General features: G+C 40.9%; 20 protein-coding genes, 1 other RNA gene, 1 pseudogene and 1 other annotated feature. Of the genes and pseudogenes, 4 read left to right on the top strand and 18 right to left on the bottom strand.

Features of this window, described 5'->3' with window-relative positions:
- The 6 genes and pseudogenes from ACERCF_RS11410 to rsmC form a co-directional block, all read right to left on the bottom strand.
- Positions 1-71 (bottom strand): annotated as a pseudogene (locus ACERCF_RS11410) (IS1595 family transposase); the annotation flags it as partial.
- A 38-nt stretch (positions 72-109) separates the two neighbouring features.
- The gene (locus tag ACERCF_RS11405) at positions 110-1,144 is read right to left on the bottom strand and encodes a hypothetical protein (RefSeq protein ID WP_373625648.1); all 1,035 of its coding nucleotides are present in this window, start codon (positions 1,142-1,144) and stop codon (positions 110-112) included.
- 71 nt (positions 1,145-1,215) lie between these two features.
- Positions 1,216-2,304, bottom strand: coding sequence for a bifunctional histidinol-phosphatase/imidazoleglycerol-phosphate dehydratase HisB (hisB, locus tag ACERCF_RS11400; RefSeq protein ID WP_125135389.1), 1,089 nt, complete (start codon positions 2,302-2,304; stop codon positions 1,216-1,218).
- A gap of 107 nt (positions 2,305-2,411) precedes the next feature.
- Positions 2,412-3,473, bottom strand: a complete 1,062-nt coding sequence (hisC, locus tag ACERCF_RS11395) for a histidinol-phosphate transaminase (RefSeq protein ID WP_373625647.1) — start codon at positions 3,471-3,473, stop codon at positions 2,412-2,414.
- 150 nt (positions 3,474-3,623) lie between these two features.
- A complete protein-coding gene (locus tag ACERCF_RS11390; protein WP_373625646.1) occupies positions 3,624-3,857 on the bottom strand; it encodes a CPCC family cysteine-rich protein in 234 nt (77 codons plus the stop codon).
- Positions 3,858-3,879: 22 nt separating this feature from the next.
- Positions 3,880-4,001: a sequence feature (His leader region), on the bottom strand.
- A gap of 124 nt (positions 4,002-4,125) precedes the next feature.
- Complete coding sequence (gene rsmC, locus ACERCF_RS11385; RefSeq protein WP_373625645.1) at positions 4,126-5,115, bottom strand: 16S rRNA (guanine(1207)-N(2))-methyltransferase RsmC; 990 nt, start codon at positions 5,113-5,115, stop codon at positions 4,126-4,128.
- A gap of 130 nt (positions 5,116-5,245) precedes the next feature.
- Here rsmC and ACERCF_RS11380 point away from each other — a divergent pair, with 130 nt between their 5' ends.
- Together ACERCF_RS11380 and rimI are read left to right on the top strand one after the other, a co-directional pair.
- A complete protein-coding gene (locus tag ACERCF_RS11380) occupies positions 5,246-5,659 on the top strand; it encodes a DNA polymerase III subunit psi (protein ID WP_373625644.1) in 414 nt (137 codons plus the stop codon).
- A gap of 3 nt (positions 5,660-5,662) precedes the next feature.
- Positions 5,663-6,100, top strand: a complete 438-nt coding sequence (gene rimI / locus ACERCF_RS11375) for a ribosomal protein S18-alanine N-acetyltransferase (RefSeq protein ID WP_373625643.1) — start codon at positions 5,663-5,665, stop codon at positions 6,098-6,100.
- A 49-nt stretch (positions 6,101-6,149) separates the two neighbouring features.
- Here the strand turns inward: rimI and typA are convergent, their stop codons facing one another.
- Both typA and ACERCF_RS11365 read right to left on the bottom strand, forming a co-directional pair.
- Positions 6,150-7,997 (bottom strand): translational GTPase TypA, encoded by a 1,848-nt coding sequence (typA, locus tag ACERCF_RS11370; RefSeq protein ID WP_373625642.1) that lies wholly within the window; start codon positions 7,995-7,997, stop codon positions 6,150-6,152.
- A gap of 192 nt (positions 7,998-8,189) precedes the next feature.
- Positions 8,190-8,876: a YggS family pyridoxal phosphate-dependent enzyme gene (locus tag ACERCF_RS11365; protein ID WP_373625641.1), complete on the bottom strand. Its 687-nt coding sequence runs from the start codon at positions 8,874-8,876 to the stop codon at positions 8,190-8,192.
- Between the two features lie 70 nt (positions 8,877-8,946).
- On the opposite strand from ACERCF_RS11365, the gene ACERCF_RS11360 reads away from it, so the two are divergent.
- On the top strand, positions 8,947-9,486 hold the full coding sequence (locus ACERCF_RS11360) for a KdsC family phosphatase (protein WP_373625640.1): 540 nt from the start codon (positions 8,947-8,949) through the stop codon (positions 9,484-9,486).
- A 74-nt stretch (positions 9,487-9,560) separates the two neighbouring features.
- Here the strand turns inward: ACERCF_RS11360 and ACERCF_RS11355 are convergent, their stop codons facing one another.
- The 4 genes from ACERCF_RS11355 to ACERCF_RS11340 all read right to left on the bottom strand — a co-directional run bounded on the left by ACERCF_RS11355 (position 9,561) and on the right by ACERCF_RS11340 (position 12,372).
- On the bottom strand, positions 9,561-9,869 hold the full coding sequence (locus tag ACERCF_RS11355; RefSeq protein WP_373625639.1) for a DUF3144 domain-containing protein: 309 nt from the start codon (positions 9,867-9,869) through the stop codon (positions 9,561-9,563).
- Between the two features lie 80 nt (positions 9,870-9,949).
- A complete protein-coding gene (rpoH, locus tag ACERCF_RS11350) occupies positions 9,950-10,912 on the bottom strand; it encodes an RNA polymerase sigma factor RpoH (protein ID WP_373625638.1) in 963 nt (320 codons plus the stop codon).
- A gap of 132 nt (positions 10,913-11,044) precedes the next feature.
- Positions 11,045-11,920, bottom strand: a complete 876-nt coding sequence (locus ACERCF_RS11345; RefSeq protein ID WP_373625637.1) for an MFS transporter — start codon at positions 11,918-11,920, stop codon at positions 11,045-11,047.
- A complete protein-coding gene (locus ACERCF_RS11340) occupies positions 11,878-12,372 on the bottom strand; it encodes an MFS transporter (RefSeq protein WP_373625636.1) in 495 nt (164 codons plus the stop codon). The genes ACERCF_RS11345 and ACERCF_RS11340 overlap by 43 nt, the downstream gene beginning before the upstream one ends.
- 154 nt (positions 12,373-12,526) lie before the next feature.
- Here ACERCF_RS11340 and ssrA point away from each other — a divergent pair.
- Positions 12,527-12,893: a transfer-messenger RNA gene (gene ssrA, locus ACERCF_RS11335) on the top strand.
- Positions 12,894-12,970: 77 nt separating this feature from the next.
- On the opposite strand, the gene cysE is transcribed toward ssrA, so the two are convergent.
- The 6 genes from cysE to ACERCF_RS11305 form a co-directional block, all read right to left on the bottom strand.
- Positions 12,971-13,786 carry a serine O-acetyltransferase gene (gene cysE / locus ACERCF_RS11330; RefSeq protein ID WP_373612042.1) on the bottom strand — a complete coding sequence of 272 codons (816 nt, stop codon included), beginning with the start codon at positions 13,784-13,786 and terminating at the stop codon, positions 12,971-12,973.
- A gap of 1 nt (position 13,787) precedes the next feature.
- Positions 13,788-14,798: an NAD(P)H-dependent glycerol-3-phosphate dehydrogenase gene (gpsA, locus tag ACERCF_RS11325; protein WP_373625635.1), complete on the bottom strand. Its 1,011-nt coding sequence runs from the start codon at positions 14,796-14,798 to the stop codon at positions 13,788-13,790.
- A gap of 95 nt (positions 14,799-14,893) precedes the next feature.
- Positions 14,894-15,397: a protein-export chaperone SecB gene (gene secB / locus ACERCF_RS11320; protein ID WP_373625634.1), complete on the bottom strand. Its 504-nt coding sequence runs from the start codon at positions 15,395-15,397 to the stop codon at positions 14,894-14,896.
- Positions 15,398-15,418: 21 nt separating this feature from the next.
- The gene (locus ACERCF_RS11315) at positions 15,419-15,871 is read right to left on the bottom strand and encodes a rhodanese-like domain-containing protein (protein WP_373612038.1); all 453 of its coding nucleotides are present in this window, start codon (positions 15,869-15,871) and stop codon (positions 15,419-15,421) included.
- 90 nt (positions 15,872-15,961) lie between these two features.
- On the bottom strand, positions 15,962-17,260 hold the full coding sequence (gene tig / locus ACERCF_RS11310) for a trigger factor (RefSeq protein WP_373625633.1): 1,299 nt from the start codon (positions 17,258-17,260) through the stop codon (positions 15,962-15,964).
- A 308-nt stretch (positions 17,261-17,568) separates the two neighbouring features.
- Positions 17,569-17,757, bottom strand: a 189-nt coding sequence (locus ACERCF_RS11305) for an EF-Tu C-terminal domain-related protein (protein ID WP_456152434.1), incomplete at its 5' end; no start/stop codon positions are given.

The raw sequence follows: 17,757 nt of genomic DNA, 5'->3' as shown, positions 1-17,757 counted from the left end.
GCAGTTACGCCTGCTACAAACAGCTCTATGAGTTTATGTTGTTTGTACTGACTTAGACGACTTTTTCTCATAAGGTTATCTTAACCTAAATGGAAGTTTTAGTCGTTATCTAGGACAGCCCCTTAATTTTTTCTTGACTATCACTAGATGATTGCTCTCTTAATTCCTTAGCATATTTAGCATATTCTTGTATAAACTGACATAGTGACTTTCTTAACTCAATCTGAATTATTTCTGTTTGAAGGGTATTAAGCCTATTTAAAACTATTCTAAAAAAATATATCAAAATAAATTCTAGACCTAAAACAGGTAAAATCTTCACCCAATTAAATTGACTAGTTACTGTTAATGTTTTGAAATCAAAAACTGTATCACTAACCCAAAATCCCATATGACTCTGTAAAATAATTGATAGAAAAGGAATAAGAATCAAAAGAAAACCTAAAAATATAGAAAAGTAATATGTTGCCTTCTTTTGATTATTCTTAATTTCTGACAAATTATTGAATCCATCATATAAACCGACAAAATTAAATGCAGTCTTATACTTTTCTAAGAGATTTGCAAGAGCATTAACTTTTTTCTCCTTATCTTCTAAGAAACTCTCTAAGCGACTAGTTCTAGCAGTTAAATTACGTTGAATGATTTCTGATTTTTCTTCATATTCTTTTAAATTTTTTTCATAGTTCAAAAAAGCCTCATATGATCTATCCCCCAATAAATTATTGAGAATATCAATATCAAACCTACCATTTAGAATATAATCTAGATATAACCTATTCTCAGGTCTTATAGACTCAGCAGCATTACTTCTAAATAATGACCAGTCTCCATTAACCCAACTCTCTCTTATCCCTTTCCTTTCTAATAAAAATACATATTCCCTTAAAAACCTAGCACAAGATAAATATAATTCATCTGAAATTCCATTAGCTCCAATATATTTCTCAGAGATATATTTAGAAACACTGTGATTACTAAGAGGACATGACTTTATCCATTCTTCATAGTTAGCTTCAAATCTTTCTAATACATCTATACAAAAATCAGCTTTACCTAATTCAATAGCATCAGTATCCGATAATAATGACTTATATTCATTTAATTTTGCTAATACTAGAGTAATTTGTTGTTTATTAATCATTAATCTTCCCCAAAAACTTTGCAAATTTCAACCGCACTTCCGGGCGGGCACAGGACCCGCCCCTACGGTGATTATAAAACTCCTTTACTACTCGGCAACTCATTCCCTTCAATACGAATGCACTGTCTGAGCGTTCTGCCGAAGACTTTGAACAGGCTTTCGATTTTGTGGTGGTCGTTGGAGCCGCAAGCTTTGATGTGCAGGGTGGCGAGCATCGTGAAGGCGATGGATTGGAAGAAGTGTTCGGTGAGTTCAGTGCTGAAATCGCCTACTTTGTCGCGTTTGAAATCGGCTTTGAACTTGATGAACGGTCTGCCCGATAAGTCCATCGCACATTCTGCACGGCTTTCGTCCATCGGCAACACGAAGCCGAAACGGGCGATGCCGCGTTTGTCGCCAATCGCTTGTTTTAACGCTGTGCCGAGGGCGAGAGCGGTGTCTTCCACCGTGTGATGTTCGTCAATCCACAAGTCGCCTTTGGTGGTGATGTTCATTCTGAAACCACCGTGGGTGGCGATTTGGTCGAGCATATGGTCGAAAAAGCCCACGCCGGTGCTGATTTCGTTATTGCCCGTTTCGTCCAGCCACACTTGCACTTTGATGTCGGTCTCTTTGGTTTTACGGATAACTTCGGCAAAGCGCTTTGGTCGCTCGCCAATGTTGGTGACGGCTTCGCCCAGCAGTTTTTCGGCAATCAAATCCCAATTCAGCTTTTCAGGGTGATATTGCAACGCCCGAATGCCAAGGTTTTCCGCCAGTTGCACATCGGTGGCACGATCGCCAATCACAAAGCTGTTGGCTGGGTCGAACAGTTGGCGATCTATGTATTTTTGCAGCAGTTTGGTGTGCGGTTTGCGACAATCGCAGCCATCTTCCGGCTTATGCGGACAAATCAGCACATCATCAAACTCAATCCCTTGCGAGTTGAACAACGCCATCATCGCATTATGAGGTTTGTCGAAATCTGCCTGTGGGAACGAACTCGTGCCTAAGCCGTCTTGGTTCGAGACCATCACAAAACGGTATTTACCCTTGAGTTTGAGCAGGGCAGGAATCACGTTTTTCTCGAATTTGAGCTTTTCAAGGCTGTCGATTTGAAAATCGGTTTTTGGCTCATCAATTAATGTGCCGTCACGGTCGATAAAAAGGGTGGGTTGCATGTTTTCCTCCTGTAAGTGCCTAGCACGAGCCGTGCAAGGCTAGATAATCCGAGCTGCTTTGCAGCTCTTTTATTTTTCATTATCAGCCGCAAAGCGGCTGGGTTTAGTTAGCCTAGGACGGCTCGTCCTAGGTAATCAATCACACGCTGATTCTCCTCTCTCGCCCCCACCGTAATCCGAATGCAATTTTGCAATCCTAACGCTTTGTGTTGGTCACGCAAAATAATGCCTTGCTCCCAAAGCGCTTTGAAGACCTTTTGTCCGTCTTGGCACTTGAATAGGAGATAGTTGGCTTCACTGTCAAAAACTTGTTCTACAAGCGGTAAGTTTTCCAGATTTTTTTGCAATTCAGCACGCAGGGTGATCACTTCCGCCACTCGGGTTTTCATTTGCTCAATGCCTTGTGGGGAAAGGGCTTGGGCGGCGATGTCGGAAACAGGCACAGGCAGTGGGTAAGGTGCAATCACTTTTTGTAACACACCGATCAGCTCCGCATTGGCAAGGGTGAAACCACAACGCAAGCCTGCCAAGGCAAAGGCTTTGGAGAGGGTGCGGATAATTGCCAAATGTGGGAAATTCGCCAATTCGCCGACCAAGCTCGCTTCAGGGCAAAATTCGATGTAGGCTTCGTCCACCACCACAATCGCTTTGCCTGCGGTGATTTGCAAAAGTTCGAGCACATCCGACCGCTTGATCAGGTTGCCAGTTGGGTTGTTCGGGCTGCACACAAACACCACTTTCACGCCCTCGAGGTTAGCTTTGATTTGGGCTAAATCCAACTGGAAATCGGCGGTTAAAGGCACGGTTTTGGTGGCAATGCCACAGGTGTCGGCACTCACGGCGTACATTCCGTAGGTCGGTGGGCAGTAGAGAATGCTGTCGTTTGCCTCACAAAAGGCACGGATAATCAGCTCAATACTCTCATCGCCCCCACGGGAAACCAGCACATTTTCAGGTGCAACGCCTGCATATTGGGCGTAACCTTCAATCACCGCCTGCGGTTGTGGCTCAGGGTAGCGGTTAAAAGTGCGGTCGGTTAAATCAAAGTTTGGCGAAAGGGCATATTCATTGGCATTCAGCCACACATCGCCACTGCCCCCCAAACGCCGTGCCGATTGGTAAGGGGTGAGGGCTTGAATGTTTTTGCGGGAAAGTTGAGAAATTGTCATATTATTTCCTTCCTCCCCATACGAGCCGTATGGGGTTCGTTAATCTGAGCCGCTCTGCGGCTCTCTGCGACAGTCGCAAAGCGACTGGGTTTATTCAACCTAGCACGGCTCGTGCTAGGAATTAAAATATAGGAAAAATCCTATTACACTTTATTTTTCCTCATCTTTAGGTGGGCGAACATTTCCGATAAAATCAATTTTACAAGCCCCAAATTCGCGATAATTAACTCTTCCTTCTTTTATGGTTAATCCATTGTTAGCTCCCGAAGGAATATATAGTTCTGAAATATCTAAACCATCATCTTCCAAAAAACCAACTGGATAGATCTCATAATCGCCTCTTCCATCAATTGTTTTATAACCACAACATACGCACCTATGCATTATTACCCCTAAATTTTATCTATAAAAAAATCTCTCGAAAGTTGCCTTCCGAGAGATCTTTATTGATTGCTACACTTGCTCGGAAGATCTATCTTCCGCACACACCAAATGCCCGAAAGATATCAGGGAAAATGGTGATGATGATGTGAAGTGCAGTTAAAATTCATTGTGTTTCTCCAAACGTTGTGAAATGAATTTACGCCAACAAAAAAGAAATAGCAAGCATTTTTTAGCCAAATTTTGAATTTTTTCTATTCTCACGATTTCATTATATTCTCGCCGAATACACCTTAAATTTTGTCGATTTTGCCAGCACGTCGTGTTTGCCGAAGGCTTTGTCGAGCAAATCAGGGTAAGGCAAGAATGCATTCGCAACAATCCGCAGTTCACCGCCTTTGGTTAGGTGATTTTTAGCTTGGAAAATCAACTCCTCCACCGCTCGGTAGGCGGTATCAACCCCATCGTGAAACGGAGGGTTAGATACAATCAAATCAAAACGCTCATTAACGTGTGAGAACACATCGCTTGCGACTACTTCACCCTCTAACTGATTTTCAGCTAAGGTGCGGCGGCTAGATTCTATCGCCATTGCGTGAATGTCGCTCATCGTCAGTTTGATTTTCGGAAATTGTTGTTTGAGCGTAGCCCCAATCACACCAGCACCGCAACCTAAATCCAGCACTTTGCCTTTCAAGCGATCTTCTTTATTGAAAGTCGAAAGCAATAATTTCGTGCCGTTATCTAACTCAGCCGAACTAAACACCGCAGGTAAAGTGAACACATCTAATGTTTGCAAGCGGTAAGATTTCCAGAATTTTTTGCAATCAAACTCAGGCACGGTCTGCAGCTCAAAATGGTATAAACCGCAACGGCGAGCAGAGTCAATTTTGACGATATTACCAAAAGGCTCGAGCAGTTTTTCCACCGAACGCACACCTGCTCGGTTTTCGCCGATAATCAACATTTCCTGCCCAACTTGGCATTGTGAAAGCCACTGTAAAAGTTGGAATTGGCACTCTTGCTTATTCTTCGTCCAATAAAAAACAGCTAATTCAGCAGGTAAATTGCACGTTAAGCCAAATTCCACATTTTGATGATGGCGAGCGTAGTCAAAATAGCTACTAAATACGGCTATACTTTTCGTGTGAGATTGCAACTGTTGGGCGAAATTATCTCGCACATCGCCAAATAGCAATACTGATTTTTGTTCAAACAACGCCAAATGACGTTCAAGCACTTCGCTTTCTAAAGAGAGCATTTTCTTACCTTATCTAAAAAATTTAGCGTGAATATACCGAATTTAAGTGCAGAAATCTTGAATTTTTTGAAAAAAGTTTCTGAACAAGCGGAGTTTTGATACTATTTGCAAAATTTGATGAGGTTTTTAGATGAATCGTCGTGATTTACTGTTAAATGAAATGGGCATTTCGCAATGGGTTTTAACCAAGCCACAGGTGCTAAAAGGCAATGCACAAATTCGTTTAGATAAAAAAATTAAATTAGTGGTGGTGTGTGAGGAGGATCATCAAACATCTAAACTGTTTGCCGACCTCTTGCTTGCGTTAAACTTGCAAAAAAGCGAGTACCAATGGTTTGATGCAGAGCAATCACAACGTTTGGTGTTTGAACATTCTCCCCTCGTTTGGTTGATTCAAACGGAAGAACAAGCGGTTAAAATTGCAAAAAATTTTGCAAATCAGACCGCTTGGAAAAATAGTTCTTGGCAAGATCTAACAACATCGCCTCACAAACGCCAACTTTGGCAACAAATGGAAACCTATTTCGCACAGATGGAGAATTAGAACGTGATTGAACCAATAGCAGAACAAGATTTCGAGCGATTATTCGAGATTGAGCAAAACGCCCATTTAGTGCCGTGGAGCAAAGGCACGTTGCTGAATAATCAAGGCGAGAAATATCTCAATTTAAAGTTGGTTGAGAACAATCAAATTGTCGCCTTTGCCATCAGCCAAATTGTGTTAGATGAAGCCACATTATTCAACATCGCAGTTGATCCCGCATTTCAAGAAAAAGGCTTCGGCAAGCGGTTACTTTCTGAATTAATTTTGCAACTGCAACAAAAAAACGTTGCGACCCTTTGGCTAGAGGTTCGAGAATCCAACCAAACCGCCCAAAAATTATATAACTCACTTGGGTTTAATGAGGTAACAATCCGAAAAAATTATTACCCAACCCCTGAAGGCGGAAAGGAAAATGCGGTGATTATGGCATTGTATCTATAATCAAATGCCGACAAAAAAGAGCGACCTAAAGTCGCTCTTTCCATTTCAACTACTGTGTGCTGGTACTTGTTGTCGTACGGCTTGCACGTTTACGATCGTTTTCAGTTAGTAGGCGTTTACGAATACGGATCGATTGTGGTGTTACTTCCACTAATTCATCGTCATCGATAAACTCTAATGCCTGTTCTAATGAGAAACGCACCGGGGTAGTTAATACAATCGCATCATCTTTACCTGATGCACGCATATTGGTTAATTTTTTACCCTGTAAGCAGTTTACGGTTAAGTCGTTTGAACGGCTGTGAATACCGATGATTTGACCTTCGTACACTTCAACACCGTGGTCGATCATTAATTTACCACGCTCTTGTAAGCCGAATAATGCGTATGCTAATGCTTTACCTGTAGCGTTAGAAATTAACACACCGTTTTTACGCTGACCAATTTCACCCGATTTTACATCATCATAGTGGCTGAAGGTTGAATAAAGTAAACCCGTACCTGAAGTCATTGTCATAAATTCGTTACGGAAGCCGATTAAGCCACGGCTTGGAATCACATATTCTAAACGAGTACGACCTTTGCCATCTGGGATCATATCACGCACTTCACCTTTACGGATACCTAACGCTTCCATTACCGAACCTTGGTGTTGTTCTTCAATGTCGATAGTTACTTGCTCAAATGGCTCTTGTTTTTTGCCATCTTCTTCTTTGTAGATTACTTTCGGGCGAGAAACCGCTAATTCGTAACCTTCACGACGCATATTTTCGATTAATACCGATAAATGTAATTCACCACGACCAGATACACGGAATTCATCTGGGTTGGGTGTTTCTTCCACACGAAGTGCTACGTTGTGGACTAATTCTTTGTTTAAACGCTCAAGAATTTGGCGAGAAGTTACAAATTTACCTTCTTGACCACAGAATGGCGAGGTGTTTACACAAAAGAACATCGTTACTGTTGGCTCATCAACGGTTAAAGCAGGTAATGCTTCAACGGCGTTGATATCACAAATGGTATCTGAAATGTTTAACTCACCTAAACCTGTGATAGCTACGATATCGCCCGCAAAGGCTTCTGTTGCTTCAAAACGTTGTAAACCTAAATGCCCTAATACTTGACCGATACGACCTTGACGGGTTTTACCATCGCTGCCAACCACAGTTACCGCTTGGTTAGGTTTCACTGAACCACGTTTAATGCGACCGATACCGATAACGCCCACATAGTTGTTGTAATCTAATTGCGAAATCTGCATTTGGAACGGAGCATCTAATTCCACTTGTGGTGGTTGAACGTGTTCAACAATCGCTTCGTAAAGCGGGGTCATATCAGGGCTCAAATCTTCGTGATCTAAACCTGCTACACCATTTAATGCTGAAGCGTAGATAATTGGGAAGTCTAACTGCTCATCTGTTGCCCCTAAGTTTACGAAGAGATCGAAAACTTGATCCACCACCCAATCAGGTCTTGCACCCGGGCGATCTACTTTATTGATTACCACGATTGGTTTTAAACCGTGAGCAAACGCTTTTTGCGTTACGAAACGAGTTTGTGGCATCGGGCCGTCAAAGGCATCCACCACTAAAAGTACAGAATCCACCATTGAAAGAACACGTTCTACTTCGCCACCGAAGTCTGCGTGCCCCGGTGTATCTACGATATTGATGTGATAACCGTTCCAGTTAATTGCGGTATTTTTTGCAAGAATGGTAATACCACGCTCTTTTTCAAGATCGTTAGAGTCCATTACACGCTCATCAACGTCGCCTCTTGTTTCGCCAAAAGTACCTGATTGCTGTAAAAGTTTATCAACCAGCGTTGTTTTACCGTGGTCAACGTGAGCAATAATTGCAATGTTACGCAATTTATTAATATCTACATTTTGCATTGGAAAATCTTTTAAATATTGAGTGAAAATAAAAACTCTCGCCCATCAAAACCGGCCGAGAGTCTAGAAATTGGAGGTCGAATTATACAGAGTTTTTCAGAATTTGGCTACAAAACAAGCGGTCTAAATTTGCAAAAATTTTACAATTTAAAACTGCTTGCCAGAATCATTCCTTTGTTATGCCGATAAATTTTAGCGATAATCCCTCGCCCCAAAAATCGTTGTGCCAATTCTTACCATTGTTGAGCCGCATTCAATAGCGGCTTGCATATCATTCGACATTCCCATTGAAAGGGTGTCAATGCCCTCAAATTCTGCTTGCAAGCGGTGAAAAAGTTGCTGCATTTTGCAAAGGGCGATCTTTTGTTGCTCTGGCTCGCTTTCAGGTTTTGGAATTGCCATTAAGCCCCGTAATTTCAGGTTCGGCAGTTGGGAAATGGCTTTTGCAAGCGGTAACATTTCCTCTGGTTCAATACCCGATTTGGAATCTTCATCGCTGATATTAATTTGAATTAATACATTAAGCGGAGCTTTACTCTCTGGGCGTTGTTCGTTTAAACGCTCGGCAATTTTGAGCCTGTCCACCGTTTGAATCCAATCAAAATGTGTGGCAACCAGCTTGGTTTTATTTGATTGAAGCGGCCCGATAAAGTGCCATTCTAAGTTCGTTCCTTGATTTGCAAAAAATTCGATTTTTTCGACCGCTTCCTGCACATAATTTTCGCCAAACACACGTTGTCCTGCATCAATCGCTTGTTGAATAGCTTCCACAGGCTTGGTTTTAGACACCGCCAGCAATCGTACATTTTCACGCTGAAATTGTTGGGAAATTTGCTCAATTTGTTGATGAATTTGCGATAAATTCGCCGCAATCGACATTGTTGTTCCTTTGGTAAAAGAGGTTAAAAAGGCTATAATGGCGAAATCATACCATATTTGAGGCAAAAAAATGTTAGACCTAACCAAGATTAAATTAGTAATTACCGATGTTGATGGCGTTTTAACCGACGGCGGAATGTATTACACCGACCAAGGCGAAGTAATGAAGCGTTTCCACGTTCACGACGGGCTTGGGGTAAAAATGTTGCAAAGCTGCGGTATTAAAGTAGCTGTTCTATCAGGTGGAGATACCCCTCTACTTCGTAAACGCCTTGAAGTGTTAAAAATCGATTTAGCTCAACTTGGTAAAATGGAAAAACGTTCCGCCTGTTTTGAGTTAATGCAGCAAGCAGGGGTTACGCCCGAGCAAACCGCCTACATTGGCGATGATACCTTAGACTTACCTGCCTTTGAAGTGTGCGGAATTGCCATTGCTACACGCAACGCTCACGATTACATTAAAGAGCAAGCCGATTGGATTTTACAAAAAGCAGGAGGCGAAGGGGCATTTAGGGAAGTATCTGATAAGATTTTAGAAGCACAAGGTTTTGGAGAAATATTTAAAACCGCTGATGGTTTTTTAACGGTGGCGGGGAAAATGGCTCAGTAATTCCCCTCTCTCTGAAAAATACACCTAAACGGCGTATTTTTCGCTCTCTCTCCCACAAGGAGAGAGAGTTTTAATTAATCCGCCTTTTTACCTTCAATATATCGCTCAAAATTTTGGATATATTCGTCTAAATTTGCAGCCAGCATTTCTTTGTATTGCTCCACAAAATATTGAATAACTTCTTCTCTAGAATCCACAAGTTGTTGTTTATATTCTGCCTTGCTTGCTGCAACGTAAGCGTTAAATCTCGCACAGCCAAAGAGCATTGCATTGCTTACTTGGTTTGGAGCAATGTTTTGTATATGCGCATTGGCGATGTTAATAAAGCCGTCTGCTCGTTGGTAAAAGGTTGGGTCAATTTGTTTGTCTGAAATATTGATCATAAAATTCTATCCTTCTGATTAAATTGCAATATCCACCGCATATTTCGTAAATTTTAGTAAAAAACGACCGCTTGCTGCACTTAGTCTTCGATTGAAATCGCTTCTTTGATTTTTTTAAGTGCGGCATTTTCAAGCTGACGGACACGTTCCGCCGAAATACTGTATTTTTCCGCCAAATCTTGTAATGTGGCTTTGTTATCATCTAGCCAGCGAGTTTTAATGATGTCTTGGCTGCGTTCATCAAGGGTGGCTAACGCATAAGCAAGCTGAGCTGTTGCCTGCCCGCTATGCTGTTCGTCTTCTAGGTCGTCCGCAAAATTAGAGTTATCATCTTCAATGTACATTGATGGAGCATAACTATCTTCGTCATCATCGCCTGCAGGTAAATCAAAGCCTAAATCTTGCCCTGTCATACGAGATTCCATTTCTCGTACTTCTTCAACGGAAACACCTAAATCATCGGCAACTTTTTTGAGTTCTTCTTCATTAAACCACGCCAAGCGGTTTTTATTTTTGCGTAGATTAAAAAATAATTTACGTTGGGCTTTGGTGGTAGCAACTTTCACAATTCGCCAGTTTTTCAGCACATATTCGTGAATTTCTGCCTTTACCCAATGCACCGCAAAGGAAACTAAACGCACACCAACATTTGGGTCAAAGCGTTTTACCGCTTTCATCAAACCGATATTGCCCTCTTGAATCAGATCCGCCAACGGTAAACCATAGCCTAAATAGCCACGAGCGATATGAATCACAAATCGCATATGAGAAAGAATAAGCTGTTTTGCTGCTTCAACATCTTCATCATAATAATAACGCTCGGCAAGCTCTTTTTCCTGCTCGGCAGTTAGAATCGGATATTGATTTGCCATTCGGATATAGCTGTCTAAATTGCCTTGTGGCACAGGCATTGAGCCAGACACTAACGCAGGGTGCATAGCCTCTACGGTTGAGTTTTCATCTTCCTCGATTTCACCAACTTCAATCGGCTCTGCATCAACAATTTCTGCATCTTCAATCTCATTTTCGTCAAATTTTTTCATTCTATTTCTCTCAATCCCTAAGCCAATATCAGCATTATAACAGTGTTATGCTGAATCTTTTATTAGAGGTAAATAAAAAAGTTGAGTTCCACAGGAAACTCAACTTTTTACTCTTAATCACTAATACTAAGGTTAGGCTTGTACCATTTTTTCTTCGTGTTTTGCTAAAATTAAATAGCCAACCGCAGAAAATGCGGAAAGTGCAGCAATAATGGCATAAGACCAAAACCAACCGAAACTATCGGCGATAATTGGCATAATCCAGTTAGCCCCCATATTACCAAGCAAGTAGGCTGTAACACCTACAAACCCAATGGCTGTTCCCGCCACATTGAGCGGCACAAAATTAATAGTGAGAATATTAACAATTAGCTGCGGACCGTAAATTAACGCCCCTAAAATACCACAAATAACTAATAAGAGGGCGTAATTTGGCGAACCTGTCGCTGTAACTAATTCATAAGCGAACACAACACCAACCATAATAAATAAGCCTATTGACCCCATCTTATTTGGATATTTTACCGCTAACCACGCAAAGACAAGTGAACCGGAAATTGCAACCCACTCCAGCACAGAAATCGCTATATGAGATTCTGCATCACCCATTTTAGCCGCTTCGTGTAAATAAATTAGCATCCAGTCTTCAATACCAAAACGAACGAAATAAAGTGCCACATTTACTGCTGCAACTAATAATAATGCTGGATTCAGAAATACATATTTCCAAATTAGCTGCCAATAAGTTAGGTTATGCTTTTCTTCCTCTGAAGCCACATTTGATTCCCCAGCATCGCCATACATCGTACGCAATGAATCTAAGCCTTCTTGTTCAGGGCTATCACCACCATACTTCCAACAAAAGATAGCAAATAGAAATACTAATACTGCAGGCACTAAGAAGGCTAACAGAATATTTCCTGTGGAAGGAACAATAAAGCCCATTGTGGTCATCATCGCAATCATCATTGGCAACAATGCTGACCCATATTTTGTGAAATATTCCACACTGCAATAACAGCTCCACGCGTTCTATTCGGATAGTAGTTAGCAATCATATTTTGCGAAGCAGGTGCTAAAGCCCCTTGTACTACACCACATAGCACTAACAATGCAGCTAATGTCATAATGGAAGTATGATGAAAACCAATAATCAAACAAATAGCCGCGCTTGCTGCTAAACAAATAGAGAACAACTTACGCAAATCGACCTTATCACCCAATGCCCCCATATAAAATTTAGCTAAACCATACGAAATAGTTAGACAAGATAGTAGCATAGCAATATCCGCTTTATCCCAACCATTCGTTACCATAATAGACTTAGACATTAGTTTAAAATTATTGCGTACTAAATAGGCACAGACATAACCTAAAAACGCCACAATAAAAATAAATTTTTGCCGTTTTAAAAAAGTAGCGAACTTTTCAGGCTCACGTTGAGCATAAGCTAAAGTCATAATCAACTCCTTTAAGTTAAAATATTAGAAATTAATCGCATACTATGCCTATGTTTAGTAGATAAACAAGAGATCTAGATCTCATTTTAACAAAAAGTCATTTGCAAAATTTTTTGCAAATTTAACCGCTTTCCTTTAAAATAAAGCTACTTTTGGGGCTGATTTTGGATTCGACGGGATTGGCGAAGCCCAAGGTGCATGTCGAGGTGCGGTAGGCCTCGTAAACAAACCGCAAAATAATAGTCGCAAACGACGAACAATACGCTTTAGCAGCTTAATAACCTGCTTTAAAGCCTTACCGCCCCAGCTTCCGCTCGTAAGACGGGGAGTTCGGTAAGTCACCCAAAACGAGATCGTGTGGACGCCGCCGCTTTAGGATCGAAACACTAAATTGAATAAAGCTAGTTTATACATTGCGTGTCTGTCCGCTGTGTATAAGCGAAATTAAAGACTAGACTAAACATGTAGTACTGAAGGTAGAGAAATTTCGGACGCGGGTTCAACTCCCGCCAGCTCCACCAAAACAACAAAGCCTTAACTTTTAACAGTTAAGGCTTGTTCATTTGTAAATATCTAGCTAAATCGTACCGCTTGCCAGCTAAATGCCATCGCCAAATAATCCTTGCTCATCTTCAAAATATTGGTTCATATCGAACGCTGGTTTTTGCTCTGAAGACTTGCCGATAATACGAGCTGGCACACCGGCTGCTGTGGCGTGGTCAGGGATTGGTTGTAGCACCACCGAATTTGCTCCAATTTTGGAATAGCGTCCAATTTCAATATTACCGAGAATTTTAGCTCCAGCTCCAATCATTACCCCTTCTCTGATTTTCGGGTGGCGGTCGCCGTTTTCTTTACCCGTTCCGCCTAGTGTTACGCCCTGCAGAATAGAAACATCGTTTTCAATGACAGAGGTTTCACCCACAACAATGCCTGTGGCGTGGTCAAACATTATGCCGCACCCCACTTTTGCCGCAGGGTGAATATCGACATCAAAAGCAACAGAAATTTCGTTTTGTAAATAAACCGCAAGTGCCTTTCTACCTTGATTCCATAAATAGTGTGTTACTCGGTAGCTTTGTAATGCGTGAAAACCTTTTAGATAAAGCAGTGGCGTACTCCATTTATCTACCGCAGGGTCGCGTGTGCGTACTGCATTAATATCACAAGCAGCACTTGCAATAATTTGAGGCTCTGCACGGTAGGCTTCTTCGATAATCTCTTTTAGTGCAATGGCTGGCATAATCGGGTTTTCTAGCTTATTGGCTAGAATATAGCTTAACGCATCACCTAAATTATGATGTTTTAAGATAGTTGCGTGGAAAAAACTTGCCAGCATTGGCTCGCTGTTGGCAAGCTCTTTCGCTTCTTCTCTGATAGATTGCCAAATATGATTAATTTCGTTTTGTTGCATATTACTCTCCTTTTCGCTCACGCCCTAATAAGGTTTTCACCACATCTAAAGCACTTTTTCCTTCAAATAGCATTTGGTAGATTTGCTCCACTATTGGCATTTCAACGCCCTGCTTTTGGGCTAGCAAATAGGCTTCTTTGGTATTGTAAAAACCCTCTACAACTTGCCCGATTTCCTGAATAGCAACTTCTGCTGATTTTCCTTGCCCAAGTGCTAAACCAAAACGGCGATTTCGGGATTGGTTATCAGTACAAGTTAAGACGAGGTCACCTAACCCTGCCATCCCGCTAAAAGTTTTAGGATCTGCACCTAAGGATACGCCTAAACGGCTGATTTCAGCAAGCCCTCGAGTAATTAAAGCAGTTCTGGCATTTGCACCAAATCCCATACCATCTGAAATACCTGCACCAATCGCAATCACATTCTTAATTGCTCCGCCTAACTGCACCCCCACAATATCGTTGTTGAGATAAACTCGGAAAGCTTTTGAGCAATGAATACGTTGCTGCATTTCATCAGCAAATGTAGGATCAGTTGAGGCGAGCGAAATCGCTGTCGGTAGCCCTGCTGCCAGCTCTTTTGCAAAAGTTGGACCAGAAAGCACTGCTAGTGGATAAGAATTACCTAAAATTTCTTGCGTTACAGTTTGTAATAATCTGCCTGTATCTCGCTCAAGCCCTTTCGTTGCCCACATAATGCGGTGATCTTTAGATAGATGTGGTTTAATTTGCATCAATACATCAGAGAAAACGTGGCTCGGCACAACAATGAGTAAATCTTTTACATTTTGCAATACGGTTGATAAATCTGATACAACTTCTAATGCCTCAGGAAAAACAATATCCGGCAAAAACTCTTGATTCATTCGAACCTTAGCAAACTCTGCCATTTTTGCAGAATTATGCCCCCATAAATAGGTTTTATGACCATTGCGTGAAAGAGCAATTGCTAGCGCTGTACCGTAAGAGCCTGCACCTAAGACCGCAATTGGTGCTGAATAAACTGTACTCATATATCTTCTCAACTCATTTGCAAAAAAATCATTAAAAACAGCCGCTTGTAGATAAAAAAATAGGTATGCAGTGCATACCTATTTCTCTGAAATGCTTAGTTAGCTAATGGCTGCTCTGCACTTTCTTCTTGTTCTTGACGTTGGAGATAATCCATAAATAACGCATCAAAATTCACAGGAGAAAGATTTAATGCAGGGAATGTACCACGATTTACAAGGCTTGAGATTAATTCACGAGCGTAAGGGTAAAGTACATTCGGGCATTGTGATGCTAAGCAGTGAGCAAGCTGAATGCCTTCTAAACCTTTAATCGTAAACACACCAGCTTGTTTCACTTCACAAATAAAAGCAACATCATTGCTATCTTCTAAGGTTGTTTGTACCGTGATGTGTAGCGTTACCTCGTATAAATCTTCGCCAATTTCTTTGGTTTCAGTATCAAGTTCAAAACCTAATTGTGGTTTCCATTCTTGGTGGAAAATCGTCGGCAAATTAGGGGCTTCAAATGAAACATCTTTCACATAAATACGTTGAATTTGAAGCTCGAAAGGCGTTTGTGTAGCTTCTTCTGTTGAAGCAACTTGATTTTCTTCTGACATAAAATTTCCTTAATAAATAGATTATTTATGTTTCTTAACCGTTGGTAGGCTTGCTGCACGCCAGCCTGCTAAACCTTCTTTTAATACATACACTTTGCTAAAACCTTGTTTAGCAATCGCATCTGCAATGCTACCTGAAGTAAAACCATTAATATCGGCTAAAATTACAGGGCGAGCTTTGTATTTATCAATTTGGTGCGTTTTTCCTGCTTTTAATTCTGAAGGTAAAGCGTGAATACTATCAATAATATGACCTGCACGGAATTCTTCGTCCGAACGTAAATCAATTACCACAGCGTCTTCTTTATTAATCAACTGCGTGGCTTGTGCGTTATCTACAATAGTGTATTTACGGGTTGCGTTTTTATAAAAACTGAAAATGACCGCAACAAATAAAGCGACCCACGCAAACACCATAATAGTGTGGTTTGCCACGAATTGCTGTAATTGTTGAGCAAATGTAAGTTGTTCCATAATTTCATTTCCTTAAAATTGAAAAATAAGCGGCTTTTTTGACCGCTTGTAAAAGCAATAAAAGGTGGGCATAAGCCCACCCTAAGGAAATTATTGAGCTTGTTGTGACATTACTTCATCAAATGACATTGCTTTTTCAGTTACTTTAGCTTTTGCTAACACTGCATCAACCGCTTGCTCTTCCAATACCACATTGCGGATATTTTCTGTTAATTGGCGGTTTTCCGCATAGTGAGCAACGACTTCTTCAGGCTGTTCGTAAGCTGATGCGATATCTGCAATCATATCTTCAACACGTTTTTCATCTACTTTTAATTCGTTAGAACCGATGATTGAAGAAAGTAATAAGCCTACTTGAACACGGCGTTTAGCTTCTGCTTCAAATAATTCTGCAGGTAACTGTGCTGCCATTTCTGGTTTACCACCAAAGCGCTGAACTGCCTGCTGACGTAACACATTGATTTCTTCTTCAACTGCTGCCGCAGGAACTTGAACATCATTTTGTGCAATTAAGCCGTTGATTACCTGTGTTTTAACGCGTGAAGTTACCGCATTTTTCAGTTCACGTTGCATATTTTTCTTGATTTCTGCACGTAATTCTTCAACTGATTTTGCATTACCGAATTTTTTCACAAATTCTTCTGTTAATTCAGGTAATACCATTTCTTCTACTTTTTTCAAGGTAATTGCGAATTTCGCTGCTTTACCTTTTAAGTTTTCTGCGTGGTATTCTTCTGGGAATGTTACATCGATGTCGAATTGCTCGCCTGCTTTACGGCCAACGATACCATCTTCAAAGCCCGGAATCATACGACCTTGCCCCATAAATAATACGAAGCCTGATGCTTTACCGCCTTCAAATTCTTCGCCATCTACAGAACCAACAAAATCGATTGTTACGCGTGATTCAGCTTTTGCTGCATATTGACTTTCTGTCCAAGTTGCTTGTTGTTTGCGTAACACATCAACCATTTTATCTAAATCTGCATCAGTGATTTCTACTACTGGTTTTTCAACTTCAATATTTTCTAAACCTTTTAATTCCACTTCTGGGAATACTTCAAATTCAGCTGTGAAGCTAAAATCTTGACCCGGTTGGTAGTTGTTTGGAGTGAATGTAGGGCGACCTGCAAGGTTAATTTTTTCTGCAATTACTGCTTCAAAGAATGCACGTTGCATTTCATCAGACAATACATCTTGACGAGCTGCGATACCGAAACGTTGTTCGATGATTGAGTGAGGAACTTTACCTTTACGGAAACCATCTACACGAGCATTTTTCGCATAGCCTTTTAATTGTTCTTTATATGCTGCTTCGATTTTGTCAGCTGGTACGTTAATAGTTACACGGCGTTGTAAGCCTTCTAATGATTCAATTGAAAATGACATTCTTAAACCTCAGTTTAGGGATATAAAAGATATACAAATAGACGGCTATTGTATCGATCTATAAAGGAACTGTCGAGAAGAAAGTCATTGAGAGAGCTGGAAAATAGAATAGTTTTTACAAAAAAATCCAAAAATATTACCACTTGTCAATGTTATTGGCTACAAGCGGTCTTTTTTATTGTATTTTTTCCTGTTATTGACTGTAAGGGCAAATTGCAATTTACCCCTACATAGCGGAATTAAAAAGAGAAAAGGCAGACCTTCAGTCTGCCTTTCTTGCATTTGTATACCTCAAATAATCAATTTAATTATTTGATGATTTTCGCTACAACGCCAGCACCTACTGTACGACCACCTTCACGAATCGCAAAACGTAAACCTTCGTCCATTGCGATTGGGTGAATTAAGCTTACAGTCATTTTGATGTTGTCGCCTGGCATTACCATCTCAACACCTTCCGGTAATTCGATAGTACCGGTTACGTCAGTTGTACGGAA

This window comes from Mannheimia kashgarensis (genome assembly GCF_041807705.1).
Lineage (GTDB): Bacteria > Pseudomonadota > Gammaproteobacteria > Enterobacterales > Pasteurellaceae > Mannheimia.
The sequence above is the reverse complement of the archived record's forward strand: the minus strand, read 5'-3'. Positions and strand labels throughout refer to the sequence as shown.

Coding starts and splice junctions, on each gene's coding strand:
- tig (WP_373625633.1), bottom strand. CDS start 17,260: ATGTCATTTTCAATTGAATCATTAGAAGGCTTACAACGCCGTGTAACT.
- cysE (WP_373612042.1), bottom strand. CDS start 13,786: ATGCAACAAAACGAAATTAATCATATTTGGCAATCTATCAGAGAAGAA.
- ACERCF_RS11355 (WP_373625639.1), bottom strand. CDS start 9,869: ATGATCAATATTTCAGACAAACAAATTGACCCAACCTTTTACCAACGA.
- ACERCF_RS11365 (WP_373625641.1), bottom strand. CDS start 8,876: ATGTCGATTGCGGCGAATTTATCGCAAATTCATCAACAAATTGAGCAA.
- ACERCF_RS11360 (WP_373625640.1), top strand. CDS start 8,947: ATGTTAGACCTAACCAAGATTAAATTAGTAATTACCGATGTTGATGGC.
- ACERCF_RS11390 (WP_373625646.1), bottom strand. CDS start 3,857: ATGCATAGGTGCGTATGTTGTGGTTATAAAACAATTGATGGAAGAGGC.
- ACERCF_RS11340 (WP_373625636.1), bottom strand. CDS start 12,372: ATGACTTTAGCTTATGCTCAACGTGAGCCTGAAAAGTTCGCTACTTTT.
- gpsA (WP_373625635.1), bottom strand. CDS start 14,798: ATGAGTACAGTTTATTCAGCACCAATTGCGGTCTTAGGTGCAGGCTCT.
- rsmC (WP_373625645.1), bottom strand. CDS start 5,115: ATGCTCTCTTTAGAAAGCGAAGTGCTTGAACGTCATTTGGCGTTGTTT.
- hisB (WP_125135389.1), bottom strand. CDS start 2,304: ATGCAACCCACCCTTTTTATCGACCGTGACGGCACATTAATTGATGAG.
- secB (WP_373625634.1), bottom strand. CDS start 15,397: ATGTCAGAAGAAAATCAAGTTGCTTCAACAGAAGAAGCTACACAAACG.
- typA (WP_373625642.1), bottom strand. CDS start 7,997: ATGCAAAATGTAGATATTAATAAATTGCGTAACATTGCAATTATTGCT.
- ACERCF_RS11405 (WP_373625648.1), bottom strand. CDS start 1,144: ATGATTAATAAACAACAAATTACTCTAGTATTAGCAAAATTAAATGAA.
- ACERCF_RS11315 (WP_373612038.1), bottom strand. CDS start 15,871: ATGGAACAACTTACATTTGCTCAACAATTACAGCAATTCGTGGCAAAC.
- ACERCF_RS11380 (WP_373625644.1), top strand. CDS start 5,246: ATGAATCGTCGTGATTTACTGTTAAATGAAATGGGCATTTCGCAATGG.
- rpoH (WP_373625638.1), bottom strand. CDS start 10,912: ATGAAAAAATTTGACGAAAATGAGATTGAAGATGCAGAAATTGTTGAT.
- hisC (WP_373625647.1), bottom strand. CDS start 3,473: ATGACAATTTCTCAACTTTCCCGCAAAAACATTCAAGCCCTCACCCCT.